Raw genomic sequence first — 19,766 nt, 5'->3', positions numbered from 1 at the left:
ACGGACGTCGATCCCAGGGGGACGCAATGAGTTGGTTCATCGAGGCGCTGAAGAAGTACGCGGTGTTCAGCGGTCGCGCGCGCCGCAAGGAGTACTGGAACTTCGCCCTGTTCGTCGGGATCATCTACGTCGTGCTGCTGGTGATCGCCCTCGCCTCCAAGCAGTCGGCCCTCCTCGGCCTCGCGGGCCTCTTCTACCTCGGTGTCCTGATCCCCAGCCTGGCCGTCGCCGTGCGCCGGCTGCACGACACCGGCCGCTCCGGCTGGTGGATCCTGATCGGGCTCGTGCCGCTCGCCGGCGCCATCGTCCTGCTGGTCTTCACCGTCTCGGACTCCACCCCGGGCCCCAACCAGTACGGCCCGAACCCGAAGGAAGTCGCGCAGGGGTACGCCGCCGTCTGATCCTCACTCAGCGCCCAGAGGCCGTCCGGTTCATCGACCGGGCGGCCTCCTGCGTGTGCGGTGCCGGGTCCAGCCTCATCGAGGACTGCTCGGCCGAGCGGGACCTGGCCGGGCCCTCGTCCCGGATGCCCTCGCCGTCCCGGCAGCCCGTCAGCGTGAACGCGGTGAACGCGGTGAGCACGAGGGCGGTGGCGGCGAGACGGTGGGTGCGGTGGGCTCGGACGGACATGGCGGTACGGGCCTCCTGGGCGGTGGACTCGGGCTGAGCCCCCAGCCGGGGGGAGTCGGCTGGGGGAACTCCAGACTGCGTGGTGATCGGCCCCCGGCGCCATGATCCGCGGGCAACTCGGGACGCCCGAGCGGCGGGACGGGCGCTGACCTGCGGAGATGTCATGTCCCGGCGGTGCGGTACGGGACGCGGGAGACGGTGGGAGCCGGCGGGAACCTGTGAGATCCGGTGGGATTCGGCGGCGGGCACCATCAAGTGCCGGGCCGAGTTAGGTTGTTGACCGCTGACCGTCCGTGAACGTGTTGGACAACTGGAGACTCTCATGCCCGGTGACGCCCTCAGCCAGGACCCCGCGGAGCTGAGAAGGAGGATCGACACCACGAAGGCGCACTCGGCCCGCGTCTACGACGTCTTCCTCGGCGGCAAGGACAACTACGAGGTGGACCGCGCCGCCGCGGCCGCCGCGCTCGCCGCCAACCCGCGCGGCTACCTCGACGTACGGCACAACCGCGACTTCATGCGCCGCGCGGTGACCCACCTGGTCGAGGAGCGGGGCGTACGGCAGTTTCTGGACATCGGCACCGGTCTGCCCACCGGGGAGAACGTCCACCAGATCGCCCAGGGGATCGATCCGGGTGCGCGGGTGGTGTACGTCGACAACGACCCGGTGGTGCTGACGCACGCGCGGGCGCTGCTCACCAGCGGGCCCGAGGGGCGTACGGACTATGTCGACGCCGATCTGCGCGATCCGGCCCTGATTCTCGAACAGGCCGCCAAGACGCTGGACTTCGACCAGCCGATCGCCCTCGTGCTGGTGGCGATCCTGCACTTCATCGAGGCCGAGGAGGCCTACCCGCTGGTGCGGGACCTGGTGGCGGCGCTGCCGTCCGGGAGTCAGCTGGTGATCAGCCACCTCACCGACGAGATGCACCCGGAGCCGACGCGGGCGGTCCAACGGACGTACACCGAACGGGGTTTCACCTTCGTGTTCCGCACCAAGGACGAGGTCGAGCGGTTCTTCACCGAGACGCCCGGCATCACCCTGGAGGAGCCCGGTGTGCTGCCGGTCCACCAGTGGCACCCGAGCCCGGCGCCCGCCCCGCTGGCCGTGGACCCCGTGTTCTTCGAGGGGCTCGACGACATCGAGAAGATCCGCTACCGGGACATCAACGACGTCACCGACGACGACATCAATGTGTACGGGGCGATCGGCCGGAAAGACTGACGGGACGCCGTTGAACCGGGCCGCGGGGCCTCGCGTCGGTGCTGCGTGACAGCGAGTTGGATGTATTTGATCACGCAAACATATACTCGCGAGGCCATGCGGTCGGCGAGGGGGTTGCACACGCCGTTCCGTAGGGGTTTTGCTGTTTCCGCAGCGATATCGATGTCATCCACCCTTGGAAGGAAGTGCCGTGGCACCGGTGCTCGTTGGACTCGAAGGTCTGCTGGCGGGAGAGCGCATCCCGGTACTCGACACCCGCGTCACGTTCGGGCGCAACGCGGGCAACACCGTGGTCATCTCCAGCCTGAGCGTCTCTCGTTTCCACGCCGAGATCGTCTTCGACCAGGACAAGGGATACGTGCTGCGGGACCTCGGCAGCAGCAACGGCACGCTGGTCAACGGCGATGAGGTGGACTCCCGGCTGCTGCAGCCCGGTGACGCGATCACCATCGGCGACCAGGAGTTCCGCTTCGAGGTCGCGGACGCCATGCAGACCCTCATGGCGCTCAACCTGCCCCGGGCCGTGACGCATCCGGAGGAGAACGACGGGTCCGTCCTGCGGGTCACCGTCGTCGGCGGCGGCCCGGTCGGCCTGTCCATGGCGCTGCTGCTCGAACACTTCCTCGGGGCCCAGGTGCAGGTCACCGTCTACGAGGGCCGGTGGCGCAAGCAGGGCCGTACCGTCGTCTGGAAGGGCCAAGACGAGGGCAACGTACGGCGCCAGCAGGTCGTGACCGTGCAGAGCCGGCAGTACCTTGCGTGGCCCGAGGAGGTCCAGGAGCGGCTCTTCGTCCCGGAGCACTACACCGAGATGTGGCCGTCGGGCCCGGACTCGATCGGCGACCACCACCCGCGCAACATGCGGATCGCCTACATCGAGGACCGGCTGCTCGAACTGGCCAACGAGAAGCGGGACCGCATCCGCCTGATACCGGCCCGGTTCGACCCGGTGGAACAGCAGGAGGCCCTGGCCACCCAGCATGTGCTCGCGATCTGCGACGGCGGGCGCTCGCGCACCCGGGACCACTTCGCCGCCCGCTTCGGCAAGGCCGACGAGTCCATCTACTCCCTCGACGGTGTCCACCTGCGGGACGTCGTCCTCGGTCTGCGCGTGAAGTCGGGTCTGTCCGACCCGATGGCGATCCTGTTGACGGTCGCGCAGAACCGGTTCCTGCTCAACTCGCTGCGCGGTGAGGGCTTCCTCAACATGCGGCTGACGGACACCGAGTTGTCGGAGGTCATCGGCATCGACCCGGTCCGCCGGGTCTTCGAGGAGTGCATCGCCTCCCGGCCGTGTCTGATGAACCGCGACGAGCACGGCGACTTCCAGTGCTCCACGCACGGCACGCTGTTCCTGCCCGCGCTGGTCAAGGGCTCCGCGCTGTGGAAGCGCGTGCACGAGGGGCTGCGCCTGTTCGCCGTCGAGGACGGGGACCTGAGCGCGGTCACCAGCTTCCGGCTCGACATGGTGCAACGGCCGCGCTTCTCCGCGGAGTTGCTGCCGCCGACCACCAACACGCCTGGCACGTACGGCTTCCTGCTCGGGGACGCGGCCAACTCCATCCACTTCTGGCCGGGCCGCGGCCTCAACAGCGGTCTGGCGTCCGCCGTTTCGCTGGCCCGCTCGCTCAACAGCGCCTGGAACGGGCGGCCCTTCCGGGACGCGGACTTCCTGCGCCACGAAGCGGCCATGTCGATGCTCCAGTACCGGCACAAGAGCCGGGCCTGGAAGGCGATGGTCACCACCGACGACCAGGGTGTCACCTGGGCGATCAAGGACATCATCAACCACGGCATCGACGGCATCTCCGAGGAGCCGGACCGCGAGGCGGACACCAGGATCCTGCTGGAGCGCATGAGCACCATCCGCGACCGGCTCGCCCCGCGCCTGCCCGGCATGCCGGACGACGAGGCGATCCTGGAACGGCTCCAGACCCTGGAGTCCAAGACGCTGCGCATGCTCGTCCTCAGCGGCGCCTGGGACACCCTGACCATGGGCGGCGAGGAGGTCGACATCGACATCTTCTACGGCCAGGACTCCTCGGCCGCGGCCGCGGCGGTGGAGGCGCTGGAGCCGGCCGCGCAGCCGTGATCGGGTTCCGGCGGGTGGTTCCGTAGGCTGGAGACATGTCCGACAGCGGCGTCTTCGACCTTGACCAGTACCTCGCGCACATCGGGTGGGAGAGGGAGCGGCGGGCCGACCTGGCGACGCTGCGGGGTGTGCATCTCGCGCACATGCGGGGCATCCCGTTCGAGAACCTGGACGCGCTGCGGCGGACCGCTCCCTCGCTCGAACTGCCCGATCTGACGGCCAAGTTGCTGCACAGCCGGCGCGGCGGCTACTGCTACGAGCAGAACACGCTGCTCGCCGCCGCGCTGGAGGCGCTGGGCTTCGGGGTGACCCGGCTGACGGCCCGGGTGGTCGTGGGCGCGGGCCGGATCGAGGACCGCCCGCGCACCCACATGACCCTGCTCGTCGAGGTGCCGGGCGACCCGCAGCCGTACTTGGCCGATGTCGGGTTCGGGGCGATCGGGGCGCTGCTGGAGCCGGTGCCGCTGGTGATCGGCGTGGAGTCGCACGATGCCGGGCGCCGGCACCGGTTCGTGCACGTGCCGCACCGCGGGCCGCTGGAGCTGTGGATGCTGGAGGCGTACGTCGGGGAGAAGGGTGGCGGTTCGGAGGGCGAGGGCGGTTCGGAGGGCGGGGACGGTTCGGAGGGCGGTGCCTGGCAGGCGCAGTACGCCTTCACCCTGGAGCCCTTCGAGCGCGTCGACTTCGAGGTCATCAACTGGCACATCGCCACGAATCCGCGTTCCCCCTTCACCCAGCGCCTCTTCGTCCAGCGCGTCACCGCCGACCGCCATCTCCTGCTCCACGGCAGCCTGTTGACCGAGACGCGGGCCGACGGCGAGGTGAGCGAGCGGGAGGTGACGGACGAGGGGGAGGCGCGGAAGGTGCTGGAGGAGGAGTTCGGGATCGAGGCGCCGGACGGGATGACTCTGCTGAGCTGAGCTGAGCTGAGTTGAGCCGATCCGGTCGGCGGCTCAGCTCAGTCCCACAAGAAGCGCCAGGTCGGACGGTCGATCAGCTGCCGGGCGTAGGTCTCCAGGTCGCCGCTGTCGTCCGGGCAGAAGGCGAAGTGTTCGGCGGCCACTTCCTCGGCCTCTTCGAGGGTGGTGGGCGGGGCCGCCACCGACACGAGGAGCGAGGCGAAACCGAGGGCGACGAGCCGGACGCCGAAGCGGTCCTCCCAGGAGCGGAGGACGGCGCAGAGGCGGGCCGTGTCGTTCTCGTGGTTGGCGGGGCCCATCCAGCCGATGGCCGCGGGGATGTCGGCGCTGCGGCGGGCCGGTACGAGGGCGAGGTGCGGTTCGTGGACGACGGGCTCACCGTCGACCACGGACTCACCGTGGAGCACGGGCCCGCCGTCCGCCAGGGAGTCGGCGATCTCGGCGGCCCGCTCGTCGGGGTCGGCGGTCGGGGTGAGCGGTTCGGCGAGGCCGGGCCACTCGTCGCCCTCCTCGGTGTACTCCTCCCAGAGTTCCTTTAGCACCTCGTCGGCGTCGTGGTCTCCGGGGTAGGACATCTCGTCGGGCGCCAACTCCCACTTCTCCGGCCCGCCTTGGCCGCCGCCCAGGTCGAGGACGACCGGAAGCAGACCGGCCGACGGTGCCGTGCGCCGCAGTGCGGACCAGGCGCCCGGTATCGCCCGCTCGTCCGCGAGCCACAACAGCGGCTCGTGCCAAGGACCTTGGTCCGTCTCGTCGACCAGTCGGCCGGGCGGGAGTTCGAGACCGAGGGACGCGAGCCTCGGCAGCGGGTTGGGAAGTGTCGCCATGCCACCGACTTTAGAGCCGGCCACTGACAACGGGCCCCGAGGCCCGTGGACAGGGGGTTCGGCAGACCGGTGCGTGAAGGCTCGTGCACCGGTCTGCCGTGTTCCCCCGTTCCCCCGTAACGACCGGACCTGTTCGCCGCGTAGCGGGATCCGGTCGCTCTGTCCATAGTCCGTGGGGCGGGCGCGAGTCGCGATGGTTTCGGTTCTGGCCGAATCGTGTGGGATCCGGATGCCTACGTGTCCCGCAGCGCACCCGCGACGACCGCCGTCACCGTCCGCCGCACGGCCGCGCGCTCCGGGGGGCCCGCCTCCCGGTCGGCGAAGAGGAGGTGGGCGGCGCCCAGCAGGGTCGGGGCGAGGGTGGTGACGTCGGCGTCGGGGGCGAGCCGGCCCAGGTCGCGTTCCGCGGTGAGGTAGGCGGCGAGCAGCGCCGAGGCCTCGCCCATGAGCGGGATGCCGGTCGAACCGGCCGCACGCAGGCGGGCGCGGAGTTCGTCCCGCGAGATCACGAGGCTCACGACCGCGATCCCGACCGGGTCGAACACGTCGATCAGCGCGTCGGTGAGGTGATCGACCACGGAGCCGGAGCCGGAGCCGGAGCCGGAACCGGTGCTGGTGCCGGCGGCGGCTTGCAGGGTGTCCGACAGGGCGTCCAGCCGCGCGATCCGGTCGAGCACGAGGTCGGCGAGGAAGGCGTCGAAGTCCGCGAAGTGCCGGTGCAGGACGCCTTTCGCGCAGCCCGCCTCCGTAGTGACGGCCCTGCTGGTCAGCGCGGTCGGGCCGTCTCGCAGCAGGATGTGCTCGGCGGCGTCGAAGAGTTGTCGGCGCGGATCGCGCATGGCCACGCCTGTCGGCATACCGGATTCCGTTTCCTCGACGTTGACGAGTGGGCGCGTGCCCACCCATAGTGGGCGCATGCCCACTCTACCGTCTTCACCGTCTTCGGGGGATCAGCCTCATGCCCGCCGGGACATCGCGGAGTCCTTCGGCACGGATGCGGAACGCTATGACCGGGCAAGGCCGCGCTATCCCGACGCGCTGATCGATCGGATCGCCCTCGCGGGGGTGCGCGTGCTCGACGTCGGCTGCGGTACGGGGATCGCCGCGCGGCAGTTCCAGGCGGTCGGTCGCACTGTGCTCGGTGTGGAGCCGGATGCCCGGATGGCCGACCTCGCGCGGCGGCACGGAGTCGAGACCGACGTGTCCACCTTCGAGGAATGGGAGCCTGGGGGGCGGGAGTTCGACGCGGTGGTCGCCGGGACGGCCTGGCACTGGGTCGATCCCGTCGCCGGGGCGGAGAAGGCGGCGCGGGTGTTGCGGGGCGGGGGGTTGCTGGTGCCGTTCTGGAATGTCGCCCTGATTCCGTCCGACCTGGCCGAGGTCATCGCGAGCGCGTGTGAACGGGCCTTGCCGGAAGTGCCGTTCGACTTCCGGGCCGCCATGTCTCAACAGGCCGCCGAGCCGTATCAGCCGCTGCTCGACAAGGCGGCGGACGGTATGCGGGCTGCCGGTGGGCGGTTCGGGGAACCTGAACAGTGGCGGTACGACTGGGAGTTCACGTATACGCGGGACGCGTGGCTGGATGTCATGCCGACGCAGGGGGCGTTCACGCGGTTTCCTGCGGAGCGGTTGGCGCCGGTGCTTGAGGCGGTGGGTGCGGCGATCGATGTGCGGGGCGGGGCGTTTTCGATGCCCTACGCGACGATGGCGGTCAGTGTGCGGCGCAGTCGGCGGCGGTGAAGGCGGCCCACGCGGTGGGGGTGAGGTGGAGGGTGGGGCCGGTGTCCGCGGGGTTCTTGGAGTCGCGGATGTGGATGGTGTGGGGGCACGTGGCTACCTCGACACATTGGCCGCCCTCGCTGCTGCTGTAGCTGGACTTCCGCCAGGTGTACGCGACTTCCAAGCATGCGCCGCCTTCGCTGCTGCTGTAGGTCGACTTGAACCACTGACGTGCGGTGTTCATTGCTCTCCTACCAGACGGCCCAGCAGGCTTTGGGAGTCCTCGGTCGTGAGGGCCTGCGTTCGCAGCATCGCATACTTGCGGGCCAGGATGGACACCTCCTCTGGGTCGGAAACCCACTGGCTGCCGCGCTGCGACTCGGTGTACGCGAGCTGCTGGTGGTCGGGTGTTTCGAGCAGGGTGAAGGACCCCGCGTCTCCCGCGTGCGAGGTGCGATTCAGGGGCAGAATCTGCAAGGACAAGCCGGGGAGTTCGGACTGCTCGCGCAGAAATCGCAGTTGGGCCAGGTGCGTTGCGCGGCCGCCGGTCGGCATGAGTAGTGCCGGTTCCCAGATGACGAAACTGAGTGTCGGCGGGACCTTGCGTTGCAGGATCTCCTGGCGGCCGAGACGGGCCGCGATCTTCATGTCCAGCTCGTCGGGGTCGTACGCGGGGACGCGGCCGCTCAGCAGCGCGCGGGCGTACGCCTGGGTCTGGAGCAGGCCGGGGACGACCAGGGTGTCGTACCAGGACAGGGCGATTGCTTCGCGCTCGTGCTGCACGTACAACTCGGCGAACATCGGGAACTGGTCGATCTCCGGCAGGTTCTCCAGGCCGATGACCAACATGCCCTTCGCGTCCAGGATTTCCTCCAGCAGCACCGCGAGGTCCGGTTTCAGTGCTCGTCGGCCCTGCTCGATGGAGGCCATCGTCTCCTCTTCGACCCTCGCCAGGGCCGCCAGCTCACGCTGCGTAAGACCCGCCGCACGGCGCGCCGCGCCCACCTGCGCGCCCAGCATCTTCATCGCCGAGAGGTTCTTCTTCCGCGGAAGTTTCCTGGAGTTCATGCCGGTCAACTCCCCCTGCGTTCTCGTACACGACCTCGCACGAACCCGTACAAAAAATCTGTACGGGTTGACGCAGTGATCCACAGTAGTGACTCTGCGCGACATTCGTCCCGTGAATGCCGCAACCGAACTCCCCTACCAGCGCGATCAGTTCTACGCCCGCCATCGCCGCTCCGTCCCCGCCGCCCGGCACTTCGCCCGCTGGTCCCTGATCCACTGGGGTCTCGCCGCCTGGGCCCGCGCAGACGACCTCGTGCTGTGCGTCAGCGAACTGGCCACCAACGCCGTCCTGCACGGCGCCCCGCCCGGCCGCGGCTTCCTGCTGCGCGTGCGGTACGACGGTGACGTACTCCGGATCGAGGTGCACGACTCCGGGACCGGTGTACCGAGGGTCGCGGACGAGCCCGACGAGCCGGACGAGGGAGGCAGGGGGCTGTTCCTCGTCGCCGCGCTGTCGGACAAGTGGGGGGTGGGGCAACGGGATCTCGGCAAGGTGGTGTGGTGCGAGTTCGCGTGCGCGGGCTGAACGGGAGTTCCCCTGCGTACCCGCCTGCTTACTCGCCGCACCCTCGCGTCCCGATACCGTGGAGGCGTGGACGGACGAGGGGGACGGGGAGCGGGTGCCGGGATGGCCGACGGGCCGTTGCTCGAACAGCTGCACTTCGGGCGCGAGGATGCCGAACGGGACGTGACGGACGGCCTGTTGCTGCGCGGCGGGTTTCTGCCCAACGCCGCGTACCGGGGCGCGCTCAGTGGGCGCAAGATGCTGATCATCGGGCGCAAGGGGTCCGGCAAGAGCGCCATCTGCATGCAGCTCAAGGCGGACGGCGCCGGCCACTACGCCGGGACCGAACTGATCCCGCCGGACGAGACCGCGGGTGAGGAGATCCGGCGCTTCGAGTTGCAGGGGCTGCCCGGGGACTCGGCGAAGGCGCTGATCTGGCGGTACCTCTTCGCCGTATACGCGGCACGGCACTTGGTGGCCCACGCGAAGGACGTGCACGGGTACCGGCCCGACTCGGTGAAGGCGCTGGCACGGTTCCTGAAGCAGAACGGCGAGTCGGCGGACGGACGGTTCGGAGACCGACTCGCGCAGGCCGCGCGGGGGTTGCAGACCTCGCTGTCGCTGGAGGCGTTCGGGTTCAGGGCGGGGCTGGATCTCGCGCAGTCGCCGTTGTCCGAAGGGGCGCAGGCCACGCGGCAGTTGGACGTCGTCGAGCAGGGCGTGGCGCAGGCCTTCGCCGACCTGGGCTGCGGTGATCCCGACGGCGGCGCTGTCGACGACGGCGCCGAAACGCACGGACCGCTGCTGCTCATGGTCGACCAGCTGGAGTTGGTGTGGTCGGCCGAGACGGACAGCAACTCCATGGTGATCGGCCTGCTGTTGGCGGCCAAACACGCGGCGAGTCTCTACGGTCCCGCGGTGCGGGTCCTGCTGTTCCTGCGCGCCGACATCTATGACTCGCTGCACTTCGGTGAGGGCGACAAGTTCCGCGGCGACGAACTGCGGATCACCTGGACCGAACAGGCCCTGCGGGACCTGGCGTTGGCCCGGGCGCGGGCGTCCGCCGGGGCGGGGCTGACGGCCGAGGTGTTGTGGGGCGAGCTGTTCCCGGCGGAGGTGGCGGGGGAGGAGACGGCGGGCTACCTCTTCCGGCGGTGTCTGCCGCGCCCCCGGGACGCGATCCAGTTCCTCAACCTCTGCCAGGAGACCGCGTCGCTGCTCCACGGCCGGGACCGGATCACGGAGGCGGACGTCGTCCAGGCCGGACGGCAGTTCTCCGACTGGAAGTTGAAGGACCTGGCGCTGGAGTACTTGGTGGCGCACCCCTTCCTCAAGCACCTGTTCCCCCTCTTCCAGAACACCGGGTACGTGGTGACCCGGGCGGTCCTCGGGACGCGTTTCTCGGCGGCGGCCGAGTCGTTGCACCGGCTGTTCCCGGCGTACGCCGAGGCGTTGACGGCGCCGGGTGTCGTGGACGTCCTCTACGCGGTGGGCTTTCTCGGGGTGCGGCGGGGCGAAGACGTGGTGTTCGCCGGGGGCGACGACCTGCCGGCGCAGTTCCACGAGACGGAGTTCCACGTCCACCCCTGCTTCCGGGCGGCGCTCGGCGCCAACAGCGCGGTCGTCCTACGGCACTTCGAGCTAGGCGCGGCGGTCGACCGGGTCGTCCAGGGCGGCAACCAGGGTGGCGTCAACGACGGCGGGTTCACCTCCACGCCCACTCGTGACTACCGGCTCGTCGAGGAACTCCGCCGCTCCTGCCACTCGATCCTCGCGCAGACGAGCAGGGCGGTGAGTCTGGCGCAGGGGGCCCGGGACGAGATCACCCAACAGATCAACCGGGTTCTCGACGAGGTCAACGTCCTGCCGTCGGGGGCGGGTTCGGCTTACGACTTGGAAGACCGGGTCCTGGTCACCGCCCACTACTTCGACACGCTCGCTGCGCAGCTTCTCGCGGGTGGGCTGGACGACTCCACGGGGGCGGGGGATGTGGTGCGGCGGGTACGACAGGAGGCGGGGCGGTTGAGGCGTCAGGCGGGTGGGGCGTATGGGAGCTCGGGCAGTTCGGACGGGCCCTGACGGAACACCACGTGAGGCGGTTCGGCGGGCAGACCGGGCCGCCCGCCGAACCGGCCCACCGTCAGAGCTTCTCGGGCGTCCTGATCCCCAGCAGCGCCATCCCCCGCTGCAGCGTCCGCGCCGTGAGGTCCACCAGGAACAGGCGGTTTTCCACGACCTCCGGGGAGTTGTCCGGGGACAGTACGTGGCACTGGTCGTAGAACGTCGTCAGGACGGATGCCAGTTGGTAGAGGTACGCCGTCAGTTTGTGGGGGGCGTACTCCTTCGCCGCCTCCGCCACCACCTCGCTGAACTGGTCCAGGTGCAGGCCCAGCGCACGTTCCGCCGGGGCCAGTTCGAGTTCCGGGTGGGCAGACGGGCTTGCCTCGCCCGCCTTGCGGAGGATCGATTGGATTCGGGCGTACGCGTACTGGAGGTACACCGACGTGTCGCCGCTCAGGGAGACCATCTGGTCCAGGTCGAACTTGTAGTCCCGTACCGCGGACGTGGACAGGTCGGCGTACTTCACCGCGCCGATGCCCACGTAGCGGCCGTTGTCGATGATCTCCTGTTCCGTCAGGCCGACCTTTTCCGCTTTGTCCCGGACGACCGTCGTGGCGCGCTGAACCGCCTCGTCGAGGAGGTCCTCCAGCTTCACCGACACGCCCTCACGCGTCTTGAACGGCTTGCCGTCCTTGCCGAGGATCGTGCCGAAGGCGAGTTGGAACGCCGTGACGTCGTCGTTCAGCCAGCCTGCCCGTCGTGCGGTCTCGAAGACCATCTTGAAGTGCAAGGACTGGCGGACGTCGACCACGTAGAGCAGGCTCGTTGCCTTGAGGTTGAAGACCCTGTCCCTGATCGCCGAAAGGTCCGTCGCCGCGTAGCCGTAGCCGCCGTCCGACTTGCGCACGATCAGTGGGGTCCGGTTGCCGTCCGGGCCCTTGATGTCGTCGAAGAACACGCACAGCGCGCCGTCCGAGATCTCCGCGACCCCGGACTCCTCGAGGAGGCGGCACGTCTCGTCCAGCATGTCGTTGTAGCCCGACTCGCCGACGATGTCCGCGTCCCGGATCTCCATGTCCAGCTTCTCGAAGACGGAGAAGAAGTAGATCTTCGACTCGTCCACGAACTTCTGCCACGCGGCGAGTGTCTGCGGCTCGCCCGCCTGGAGGTCGACCACCCTGCGGCGCGCCCTCGTCTTGAACTCCTCGTCGGAGTCGAAGAGTTTGCGCGCGGCCTTGTAGAGGCGGTCGAGGTTCGACATCGCCTCCTCACCGGTGACCTCACCGTCGGCGTGGTCCAACTCGCCCGGGTGCTCGTCCAGATACTGGATCAGCATGCCGAACTGCGTTCCCCAGTCGCCGATGTGGTGCCTGCGCACCACCGACTCGCCGGTGAACTCCAGGAGTTGGACGAGCGCGTCGCCGATCACCGCGGAGCGGAGGTGGCCTACGTGCATCTCCTTCGCCACGTTCGGCTGGGCGTAGTCGATGACCGTCGTGCCGGGGTGTGCGGTCAGGGGCACGCCGAGGCGGGTCTCGTCCGCGTAGCGCGCCGCGAGGTTCTCGGTGATCGCCTTGTCGGTGATCGTGATGTTCAGGAAGCCGGGGCCGGAGACCTCGATGTCCTTGATCACGTCACCCGACTCGACACGTGCGACGACCTGTGTGGCCAGCTCCCGAGGGTTCGCCTTGGCCTTCTTCGCGAGGGCGAGGATGCCGTTCGCCTGGAAGTCGGCGCGGTCGCTACGTCGCAGCAACGGGTCCGCGTCCGCCTCCGGCAGGGTGGCCGAGAGGGCGTTCGCGAGGCGCTGGTGGACTAGGTCGGTGAGCGACGTGACCGAGGTCATGGGGTGGGAGCCGTTCTCCTCGTGGGATGCGTAGACACAGTCAGTATCCCATGGGGGGTAAAGCGGGTTTTCGGGTGCGGGCCCGGTGGGGGCTGGTCGCGCAGTTCCCCGCGCCCCTTGAAGGCGGCTGCGCCGCCATCCAAGCCTCAGCCCAGCGAGCCTTGAGAGGTGGCTGCGCCGCCATCCAAGCGTCAGCCGCGCGAGCCTTGAGAGGCGGGTGCGCCGGCATCGAAAAGGCGTTTTCGCGGATGTCGGGTCGCCTGGGACAATGGGGCGGTCAGCCGTGCGACCGTACCGGCTACCCCGCGCCAGAAAGAAGGACGTGCCGATCGTGGCTCAGAGCACCGAGACCACCGACTGGGTCTCCCGTTTCGCGGATGAGGTCATCGAGGAGTCGGAGCGTCGGGCCCCCGGCAAACCTGTCGTCGTCGCGTCCGGGCTGTCCCCCTCCGGTCCCATCCACCTGGGCAACCTGCGTGAGGTCATGACCCCGCATCTCGTCGCCGACGAGATCCGGCGGCGGGGGCGGGAGGTGCGGCATCTGATCTCGTGGGACGACTACGACCGGTACCGCAAGGTGCCGAACGGTGTCCCCGGGGTCGACGAGTCCTGGGCCGAGCACATCGGCAAGCCGCTGACGTCCGTGCCCGCGCCGAAGGGGTCCGCGTACCCGAACTGGGCCGAGCACTTCAAGGTCGCGATGGCCGAGGCGCTGGCCGAGCTGGGTGTGGAGTTCGACGGGATCAGTCAGACCGCGCAGTACACCTCCGGGGTGTACCGCGAGCAGATCCTGCACGCCATGAAGCACCGCGGCGACATCGACGCGATCCTCGACCAGTACCGGACCAAGAAGGCGCCGGCCAAGCAGTCCCAGAAGGCGGTCGACGAGGCCGAGTTGGAGGCCGCCGAGGGCTCCGGCGCGGCGAGCGAGGACGACGGGGCCTCCGGCTCCGCCGGCTACTTCCCGTACAAGCCCTTCTGCGGCGCCTGCGGCAAGGACCTCACCACCGTCACCGCGTACGACGACGACACCACGGAGCTGACGTACGTCTGCACCGAGGACGGCTTCACCGAGACCGTCCTGCTCAGCGAGTTCAACCGCGGCAAGCTGGTCTGGAAGGTCGACTGGCCGATGCGCTGGGCCTACGAGGGTGTCGTCTTCGAGCCCAGCGGGGTCGACCACTCCTCGCCCGGGTCCTCGTTCCAGGTCGGCGGCCAGATCGTCGGCATCTTCGGCGGCAAGCAGCCGATCGGGCCGATGTACGCGTTCGTCGGTATCTCCGGAATGGCGAAGATGTCGTCGTCGAGGGGCGGGGTGCCCACCCCCGGCGATGCCCTGAAGATCATGGAGCCGCAGCTGCTGCGCTGGCTCTACGCCCGGCGCCGGCCCAACCAGTCCTTCAAGATCGCCTTCGACCAGGAGATCCAGCGGCTCTACGACGAGTGGGACAAGCTGGACGCGAAGGTCGCCGACGGCTCCGCGCTGCCCGCCGACCTCGCCGCGCACGCCCGCGCGGTGCGCACCGCGGGCGGTGAGCTGCCGACCACCCCCCGGCCGCTGCCGTACCGCACGCTCGCGTCCGTCGCCGACATCACCGCCGGCAACCAGGACCAGACGCTGCGCATCCTCGGCGAGCTGGACCCGGCCAACCCGCTGGCCGACCTCGACGAGGTGCGGCCCCGGCTCGACAAGGCCGAGGCCTGGATCAACACGCACGTCCCCGCCGACCAGCGGACCATCGTGCGCGCCGAGCCCGACGCCGAGCTGCTGAAGTCCCTCGACGAGGCGTCCCAGCAGTCGCTGCGGCTGCTGCTCGACGGGCTTGAGTCGCACTGGTCGCTCGACGGTCTCTCGCACCTCGTGTACGGCGTCCCCAAGGTCCAGGCCGGCTTCTCCGCCGACGCCGGGCCCAAGGAACTGCCCGCCGAGATCAAGACCGCCCAGCGCACCTTCTTCGCCCTCCTCTACCAGCTCCTCGTCGGCCGCGACACCGGTCCGCGCCTGCCGGCGCTGCTGCTGGCGGTGGGGCAGGAGCGGGTACGGGCCCTGCTCGGGGAGTAGGCGGTACAAAAAGAGGCCCTCTCGGTGAGAGGGCCTCTTTTTCATGTGCTCAGCGCGGTTCAGGCGATGTGCTCGTCCGCCATTTCGGTGTTGAGCCGGTTGGTGAAGCGGGTCACCATGCGCTTGGCGTCGGCCTCGCCGAGCGTGACGGCGTGGGTCGCGTGGACGTCCTCGATGAAGCCGCGCGGGGTGGGCGCGCCGTTGCCGCCCTTTATCGACTCGCGGAAGACCAGGTAGTAGTCGTCCTCGGTCGGCTCGGTGCCCCCTCCCGCACCCATATCACGGGTACGACCAGGACCGGCCGGGATCGGGAACGTGCCGGTGTCCTCGGGCGAGGGCTCAGGGGCCGGGGGCTCCTCGATCATCTGCTGCTCGAAGAGCCGGCGCTCCTGGAAGCGCTGCTGCTCCTCGAAGCGGCGCTGCTCCTCGTACTGCTGCTCCTTGTACCGCTGTTCCTCGTCCCACTGGGCGTCCGGGTCGAAGTTCGGGTCGTAGCTGCCCTGGTAGGCGATGGACTGCGGGTCGCGCGAGTGCAGCCACGGGTTCTGCTGCTCGGGGGCTGCCCCGTCGGCGTAGGCCGGCTGCTGCGGCTGTTCGGGAGCGGGGAGTTCCTCGCGTACCGGTGCCTGGTTGTTCTGCACGACCGCCGGGGGCGCCGCCGCCTCCAACTGCGGGGCCGGTGGCAGGAGTACGGGCTCGATGCCGGCCGCGGCCAGACCCGCGGGGGCGGTCTCGGCCAGCGGGACGCCGTAGCGGGCCAGGCGCAGGGGCATCAGGGACTCGACCGGGGCCTTGCGGCGCCAGGCGCGGCCGAAACGGGAGTTGAGGCGGGCCTGGTAGACGAGGCGGTCCTGCTCCAGCTTGATGACCTGCTCGTAGGAGCGCAGCTCCCACAGCTTCATCCGGCGCCAGAGGAGGAAGGTCGGGATGGGGGAGAGCAGCCAGCGGGTGAGGCGGACGCCCTCCATGTGCTTGTCGGCCGTGATGTCGGCGATGCGGCCGATCGCGTGCCGGGCCGCCTCGACCGAGACGACGAACAGCACCGGGATGACCGCGTGCATGCCCACGCCCAGCGGGTCGGGCCAGGCCGCCGCGCCGTTGAAGGCGATGGTGGCGACCGTCAGCAGCCATGCCGTCTGGCGCAGCAGCGGGAACGGTATGCGGATCCAGGTCAGCAGGAGGTCGAGGGCGAGCAGGACGCAGATGCCCGCGTCGATGCCGATCGGGAACACGTACGCGAAGTTCCCGAAGCCCTTCTTGAGTGCCAACTCGCGGACCGCCGCGTACGAACCGGCGAAGCCGATGCCGGCGATGATCACAGCGCCGAACACGACCACGCCGATGAGAACGCGGTGCATCCGAGTCAGCTGCATTGGCGCGGCCACCCGTACTCCCCTCCCAGTGCGTGTTGTTGCGCGCAACAGAGTGGCACATGTGTGCGGCGCACGGGTTGCCGGTGGCCCCCGTCAGCTCTTCTTCGCAGCAGACTTGGACGGGGTTGCGGACTTCGCGGTGGACGGAGAGGCCGAGGTGGACGCGGACTTGGAGGGAGCCGGGGTCGTCGTTGCAGAACCGGAATCTGAGCCGGAGCCCGAACCGGTGCCCGTGCCCGCGCCGTTGGCCGCCGACACCGCGCCGACCGCCTCCGCGGCCGCCTTCTGCGCCAGCTTGGCGAGCGTGTCCGCGTTCGGCGTCTTCTCGCCGGCCAGACCCGCGCCGTTGTAGTCGAGCGTGACGACGACGTTCTCGACGCGCGTCACGATCGTCTGCTGCTTGAAGGCGCCTTCCTTCTTCTTCAGGTCGTAGCGCACGAGGGTCGCCGCGTCACCGATCCCGGTCACCGGCTGCGCCTTCGTGTTCTTCGCGCCCGGCGTCGCCTGGGCGTCCTTGACCTGCTTGTCGAAGTACGTCTGCGCCAGCTTGTCGCCCTCGCCGCGCGTGACGTCCGACTCGAAGCGCAGCAGCGAGACGTTCAGCCAGCGGAACTGCGAGCCCTTCACGCCGTTGTTGTCCAGGCTGTTCCAGGAGCAGCTCGCCCGCGTGCCCGTGTCGCTCGACGTGCCCTCCTTGCCGGACTTCGCGCCCTTGGGCACGAGCGAGGTCAACGTCTTCTTCGACAGTACGGCGCAGGAGTCCGGCAGCTTCTGGTACGCCGCCGCCTGCACGGTCGGTGCCGCGCTCGCGGAGGCCGAGCCGTCCCCGCCCGCCGCGCTGCTGCCGCCGCCGTCACCGGAGTCGGAGGAGCAGCCGGCGGCGAGCAGCAGTGCGGGGAGGGCGGCCGCGCCGACAAGGACACGGTGGCGCCGCTTCCCCCGTCGGTCTCGCTCGTTCCGTCGGACTGGCTGTGCTGGTCGCTGCATGGTTCCTTCACTCATGACGCTTGTGGTTCCTGCCGTCGGATCGGGTCCGAGGGGCCACGGTAGTCGGTGAAGAAGCTGTGCGGTTCGGCTTCATCCGCTTTGCGAACGGGCACGTGGGGGCGCCCGGAGGGGGTCAGCCGCTCAGTGTGTCGGCCAGTTGAGAGGCCAGTTTCCGGGCCTTGTCCTGCATTTCCTTGCTGTCCGGGGTGCTGCCGCCACCGGCCGGCTGCTCCTCGTACTCGATCGTCACGATGACGTTGGACGTGCGGAACACCACAGTCACCGTGCGCGGCTGGGCCGCTGAGGCGGAGCCGCTCAACGCGTCGTCGAGGTACGCCTCGTCGCCGAGGCCGTCCAGGACGCGGGGCTGGAGATCGGAGGGCGTGACGGAGCCGGAGGGGGAGCCCGAGGCGGAATCCGAGGGGTCGGCGGTGGCGGTGGCGGAGGAACTCGCCGTGGGGGACGCGGTGTCGCTCGCGCTGTCCTCGGCACCCGGGCTGGAGGTGGCCGGTTCAGGAAGGTCGGCGGCGACCTCCTTCTCCGCGAAGCGCTCCTTCGCCTGTGTGTCGTCGCTCACGGCGTTGTCGTAGGAGACGACCCGCTCGAAGTCGACGTGGAGGTGGTCGGTGGCGTCCGCGGACTCGACCTTCCAACGGCAGCCCACCTTGCGGTCGGTGTCGAAGGTCTGCGTGGCCTCGCCCGCGTAGGACTTGGTCCGCTGGTCCTCGTCGGTGATCTCCTTGGCGCCCGGCAGCAGCGAGTCGAGGTTGCCCTGGCTGACCGCGCCGCAGGCCTCCGGGAGGCTGTTGTACCGGCCCGGCTGGGCCGAGACCGTCGGCGCGTTGGGGTCACCCGGGTTGGAGTTGTCCGTGGAACCCGTGTCCCCGGACCCGCCGGTGCAGCCGGCCAGCAGCGCCGCGAGTAGCGCGGCGGCGCCGGGTACGTATGCCTTCCGCTGCACGGACGGGCTCCTCTCGACGGCGGCCCGGTGGCCGTAGACATGCCAGGTCTTCCAGTGTCCCCGCTGGTTAATCGCTTGCCGCACCGGGGCGTCCCCTGGAGACAATGTCTATCGCACGCATGGCCGTGGACGCCGGTCCGTTGTCTCTTTTGGCCCACCTGGCGTCGCTAATGCGATTCAAGACTTTCACTTGCTTTTGTTGCCATTCCGGGGGAATGAGGACGAGATGTCGTACGTAGAGCTGCCGGGGGCGAAGGTTCCCATCCGCATGTGGACCGACCCCGCCTCGGTCGACGAGGGCGCGCTCCAGCAGCTGCGCAACGTCGCGACCCTTCCGTGGATCAAGGGCCTCGCGGTCATGCCGGACGTCCACTACGGCAAGGGCGCGACGGTCGGCTCCGTCATCGCGATGCACGGGGCCGTGTGCCCGGCCGCGGTGGGCGTGGACATCGGCTGCGGGATGTCGGCGGTACGGACCTCACTGACGGCGAACGACCTTCCCGGGGACCTGTCGCGGCTGCGGTCGAAGATCGAGCAGGCGATTCCGGTGGGGCGGGGGATGCATGACGATCCCGTCAAGCCGGGGAGCTTTCATGGGTTCGCCACTGCGGGGTGGGACGAGTTCTGGGGGCGGTTCGACGGAATCGCCGACACGGTCAAGTTCCGTCACGAGCGCGCCGGAAAGCAGATGGGAACGCTCGGATCCGGAAACCACTTCATTGAGGTTTGTACGGATACGACCGGTTCTGTCTGGCTGATGCTGCACTCCGGTTCCCGGAACATCGGCAAGGAACTGGCCGAGCACCACATCGGCATCGCCCAGAAGCTCCCGCACAACCAGGGCCTGGTCGACCGCGACCTCGCCGTCTTCGTCGCGGACACCCCGCAGATGGCGGCGTACCGCAACGACCTGTTCTGGGCGCAGGAGTACGCCAAGCGCAACCGCTCGATCATGATGGCGCTCCTGAAGGACGTGATCCACAAGGAGTTCCGGAAGGCGAAGCCGACCTTCGAGCCCGAGATCAGCGCGCACCACAACTACGTGGCGGAAGAGCGCTACGAGGGCATGGACCTGCTCGTCACCCGCAAGGGCGCGATCCGGGCCGGCTCCGGCGAGTTCGGGATCATCCCCGGCTCCATGGGCACCGGCTCGTACATCGTGAAGGGCCTCGGCAACGCGAAGGCCTTCAACTCGGCGTCCCACGGCGCCGGTCGGCGCATGAGCCGTACGGCGGCCAAGCGGCGGTTCTCCACGAAGGACCTGGAGGAGCAGACGCGGGGCGTGGAGTGCCGTAAGGACTCCGGCGTCGTGGACGAGATCCCGGGCGCCTACAAGCCGATCGAGCAGGTCATCGAGCAGCAGCGGGACCTGGTGGAGGTCGTGGCGAAGCTGAAGCAGGTCGTGTGTGTGAAGGGCTGACGAGCCGGAGGTCCGGGGGTCGGTGGCTCAAGGCTGAACTGCGCGGTGCCGCACGCCGGTTGGCGTGCGG

The 19,766-nt window shown here is 69.3% G+C and carries 18 protein-coding genes; 9 read left to right on the top strand and 9 right to left on the bottom strand.

Going from position 1 to position 19,766, the window contains the following annotated elements; all coding sequences use genetic code 11:
- Window positions 1-26 precede the first annotated feature (26 nt).
- The gene (locus ACIP6U_RS08905) at window positions 27-401 is read left to right on the top strand and encodes a DUF805 domain-containing protein (protein WP_401714376.1); all 375 of its coding nucleotides are present in this window, start codon (window positions 27-29) and stop codon (window positions 399-401) included.
- Window positions 402-408: 7 nt separating this feature from the next.
- Here ACIP6U_RS08905 and ACIP6U_RS08900 read toward each other — a convergent pair whose 3' ends face one another.
- Window positions 409-630, bottom strand: a complete 222-nt coding sequence (locus tag ACIP6U_RS08900) for a hypothetical protein (protein ID WP_401714375.1) — start codon at window positions 628-630, stop codon at window positions 409-411.
- A 322-nt stretch (window positions 631-952) separates the two neighbouring features.
- On the opposite strand from ACIP6U_RS08900, the gene ACIP6U_RS08895 reads away from it, so the two are divergent.
- The 3 genes from ACIP6U_RS08895 to ACIP6U_RS08885 all read left to right on the top strand — a co-directional run bounded on the left by ACIP6U_RS08895 (window position 953) and on the right by ACIP6U_RS08885 (window position 4,867).
- Complete coding sequence (locus ACIP6U_RS08895; protein WP_401714374.1) at window positions 953-1,855, top strand: SAM-dependent methyltransferase; 903 nt, start codon at window positions 953-955, stop codon at window positions 1,853-1,855.
- Window positions 1,856-2,045: 190 nt separating this feature from the next.
- The gene (locus ACIP6U_RS08890; RefSeq protein ID WP_401714373.1) at window positions 2,046-3,947 is read left to right on the top strand and encodes an FHA domain-containing protein; all 1,902 of its coding nucleotides are present in this window, start codon (window positions 2,046-2,048) and stop codon (window positions 3,945-3,947) included.
- A gap of 35 nt (window positions 3,948-3,982) precedes the next feature.
- The gene (locus ACIP6U_RS08885) at window positions 3,983-4,867 is read left to right on the top strand and encodes an arylamine N-acetyltransferase (RefSeq protein WP_401714372.1); all 885 of its coding nucleotides are present in this window, start codon (window positions 3,983-3,985) and stop codon (window positions 4,865-4,867) included.
- A gap of 38 nt (window positions 4,868-4,905) precedes the next feature.
- On the opposite strand, the gene ACIP6U_RS08880 is transcribed toward ACIP6U_RS08885, so the two are convergent.
- Together ACIP6U_RS08880 and ACIP6U_RS08875 are read right to left on the bottom strand one after the other, a co-directional pair.
- Window positions 4,906-5,694, bottom strand: coding sequence for a DUF4253 domain-containing protein (locus ACIP6U_RS08880; protein WP_401714371.1), 789 nt, complete (start codon window positions 5,692-5,694; stop codon window positions 4,906-4,908).
- A gap of 233 nt (window positions 5,695-5,927) precedes the next feature.
- Complete coding sequence (locus ACIP6U_RS08875) at window positions 5,928-6,551, bottom strand: TetR family transcriptional regulator (RefSeq protein ID WP_401714370.1); 624 nt, start codon at window positions 6,549-6,551, stop codon at window positions 5,928-5,930.
- A 58-nt stretch (window positions 6,552-6,609) separates the two neighbouring features.
- On the opposite strand from ACIP6U_RS08875, the gene ACIP6U_RS08870 reads away from it, so the two are divergent.
- A complete protein-coding gene (locus ACIP6U_RS08870) occupies window positions 6,610-7,434 on the top strand; it encodes a class I SAM-dependent methyltransferase (protein ID WP_401714369.1) in 825 nt (274 codons plus the stop codon).
- Here the strand turns inward: ACIP6U_RS08870 and ACIP6U_RS08865 are convergent.
- Both ACIP6U_RS08865 and ACIP6U_RS08860 read right to left on the bottom strand, forming a co-directional pair.
- Window positions 7,406-7,657, bottom strand: coding sequence for a DUF397 domain-containing protein (locus ACIP6U_RS08865; RefSeq protein ID WP_401714368.1), 252 nt, complete (start codon window positions 7,655-7,657; stop codon window positions 7,406-7,408). The genes ACIP6U_RS08870 and ACIP6U_RS08865 overlap by 29 nt on opposite strands.
- Window positions 7,654-8,481 carry a Scr1 family TA system antitoxin-like transcriptional regulator gene (locus ACIP6U_RS08860; RefSeq protein WP_401714367.1) on the bottom strand — a complete coding sequence of 276 codons (828 nt, stop codon included), beginning with the start codon at window positions 8,479-8,481 and terminating at the stop codon, window positions 7,654-7,656. Before ACIP6U_RS08860 ends, ACIP6U_RS08865 begins: the two co-directional genes overlap by 4 nt.
- A gap of 112 nt (window positions 8,482-8,593) precedes the next feature.
- Here ACIP6U_RS08860 and ACIP6U_RS08855 point away from each other — a divergent pair, with 112 nt between their 5' ends.
- Entirely contained in the window at window positions 8,594-9,007 is a 414-nt protein-coding gene (locus ACIP6U_RS08855) for an ATP-binding protein (protein WP_401714366.1), read from the top strand.
- A gap of 102 nt (window positions 9,008-9,109) precedes the next feature.
- On the top strand, window positions 9,110-11,065 hold the full coding sequence (locus ACIP6U_RS08850) for a P-loop ATPase, Sll1717 family (protein WP_401714444.1): 1,956 nt from the start codon (window positions 9,110-9,112) through the stop codon (window positions 11,063-11,065).
- Window positions 11,066-11,126: 61 nt separating this feature from the next.
- On the opposite strand, the gene argS is transcribed toward ACIP6U_RS08850, so the two are convergent.
- Window positions 11,127-12,893, bottom strand: coding sequence for an arginine--tRNA ligase (argS, locus tag ACIP6U_RS08845; protein WP_401714365.1), 1,767 nt, complete (start codon window positions 12,891-12,893; stop codon window positions 11,127-11,129).
- Window positions 12,894-13,215: 322 nt separating this feature from the next.
- Here argS and lysS point away from each other — a divergent pair, with 322 nt between their 5' ends.
- On the top strand, window positions 13,216-14,955 hold the full coding sequence (lysS, locus tag ACIP6U_RS08840) for a lysine--tRNA ligase (protein ID WP_401714364.1): 1,740 nt from the start codon (window positions 13,216-13,218) through the stop codon (window positions 14,953-14,955).
- 59 nt (window positions 14,956-15,014) lie between these two features.
- On the opposite strand, the gene ACIP6U_RS08835 is transcribed toward lysS, so the two are convergent.
- From ACIP6U_RS08835 to ACIP6U_RS08825, 3 genes are all read right to left on the bottom strand, one after another.
- Window positions 15,015-16,328 carry a DUF2637 domain-containing protein gene (locus ACIP6U_RS08835; RefSeq protein WP_401714363.1) on the bottom strand — a complete coding sequence of 438 codons (1,314 nt, stop codon included), beginning with the start codon at window positions 16,326-16,328 and terminating at the stop codon, window positions 15,015-15,017.
- A gap of 93 nt (window positions 16,329-16,421) precedes the next feature.
- Window positions 16,422-17,330 carry a DUF3558 family protein gene (locus ACIP6U_RS08830; protein WP_401714362.1) on the bottom strand — a complete coding sequence of 303 codons (909 nt, stop codon included), beginning with the start codon at window positions 17,328-17,330 and terminating at the stop codon, window positions 16,422-16,424.
- Window positions 17,331-17,448: 118 nt separating this feature from the next.
- Window positions 17,449-18,276 carry a DUF3558 domain-containing protein gene (locus tag ACIP6U_RS08825; protein WP_401714361.1) on the bottom strand — a complete coding sequence of 276 codons (828 nt, stop codon included), beginning with the start codon at window positions 18,274-18,276 and terminating at the stop codon, window positions 17,449-17,451.
- Window positions 18,277-18,502: 226 nt separating this feature from the next.
- Here ACIP6U_RS08825 and ACIP6U_RS08820 point away from each other — a divergent pair, with 226 nt between their 5' ends.
- The gene (locus tag ACIP6U_RS08820; RefSeq protein WP_401714360.1) at window positions 18,503-19,696 is read left to right on the top strand and encodes an RtcB family protein; all 1,194 of its coding nucleotides are present in this window, start codon (window positions 18,503-18,505) and stop codon (window positions 19,694-19,696) included.
- Window positions 19,697-19,766 lie beyond the last annotated feature (70 nt).

The organism is Streptomyces sp. NPDC088794 (assembly GCF_044750545.1).
GTDB lineage: Bacteria > Actinomycetota > Actinomycetes > Streptomycetales > Streptomycetaceae > Streptomyces.
Note: the sequence above shows the minus strand (reverse complement) of the source record. Positions and strands in the feature narration are given on the sequence as shown.

Excerpts from the sequence above, each read along its gene's own strand:
- ACIP6U_RS08905 (WP_401714376.1), top strand. The coding sequence starts at position 27 with ATGAGTTGGTTCATCGAGGCGCTGAAGAAGTACGCGGTGTTCAGCGGT.
- ACIP6U_RS08900 (WP_401714375.1), bottom strand. The coding sequence starts at position 630 with ATGTCCGTCCGAGCCCACCGCACCCACCGTCTCGCCGCCACCGCCCTC.
- ACIP6U_RS08895 (WP_401714374.1), top strand. The coding sequence starts at position 953 with ATGCCCGGTGACGCCCTCAGCCAGGACCCCGCGGAGCTGAGAAGGAGG.
- ACIP6U_RS08885 (WP_401714372.1), top strand. The coding sequence starts at position 3,983 with ATGTCCGACAGCGGCGTCTTCGACCTTGACCAGTACCTCGCGCACATC.
- ACIP6U_RS08880 (WP_401714371.1), bottom strand. The coding sequence starts at position 5,694 with ATGGCGACACTTCCCAACCCGCTGCCGAGGCTCGCGTCCCTCGGTCTC.
- ACIP6U_RS08875 (WP_401714370.1), bottom strand. The coding sequence starts at position 6,551 with ATGCCGACAGGCGTGGCCATGCGCGATCCGCGCCGACAACTCTTCGAC.
- ACIP6U_RS08870 (WP_401714369.1), top strand. The coding sequence starts at position 6,610 with ATGCCCACTCTACCGTCTTCACCGTCTTCGGGGGATCAGCCTCATGCC.
- ACIP6U_RS08865 (WP_401714368.1), bottom strand. The coding sequence starts at position 7,657 with ATGAACACCGCACGTCAGTGGTTCAAGTCGACCTACAGCAGCAGCGAA.
- ACIP6U_RS08860 (WP_401714367.1), bottom strand. The coding sequence starts at position 8,481 with ATGAACTCCAGGAAACTTCCGCGGAAGAAGAACCTCTCGGCGATGAAG.
- ACIP6U_RS08850 (WP_401714444.1), top strand. The coding sequence starts at position 9,110 with ATGGCCGACGGGCCGTTGCTCGAACAGCTGCACTTCGGGCGCGAGGAT.
- argS (WP_401714365.1), bottom strand. The coding sequence starts at position 12,893 with ATGACCTCGGTCACGTCGCTCACCGACCTAGTCCACCAGCGCCTCGCG.
- ACIP6U_RS08835 (WP_401714363.1), bottom strand. The coding sequence starts at position 16,328 with ATGCAGCTGACTCGGATGCACCGCGTTCTCATCGGCGTGGTCGTGTTC.
- ACIP6U_RS08830 (WP_401714362.1), bottom strand. The coding sequence starts at position 17,330 with ATGAGTGAAGGAACCATGCAGCGACCAGCACAGCCAGTCCGACGGAAC.
- ACIP6U_RS08820 (WP_401714360.1), top strand. The coding sequence starts at position 18,503 with ATGTCGTACGTAGAGCTGCCGGGGGCGAAGGTTCCCATCCGCATGTGG.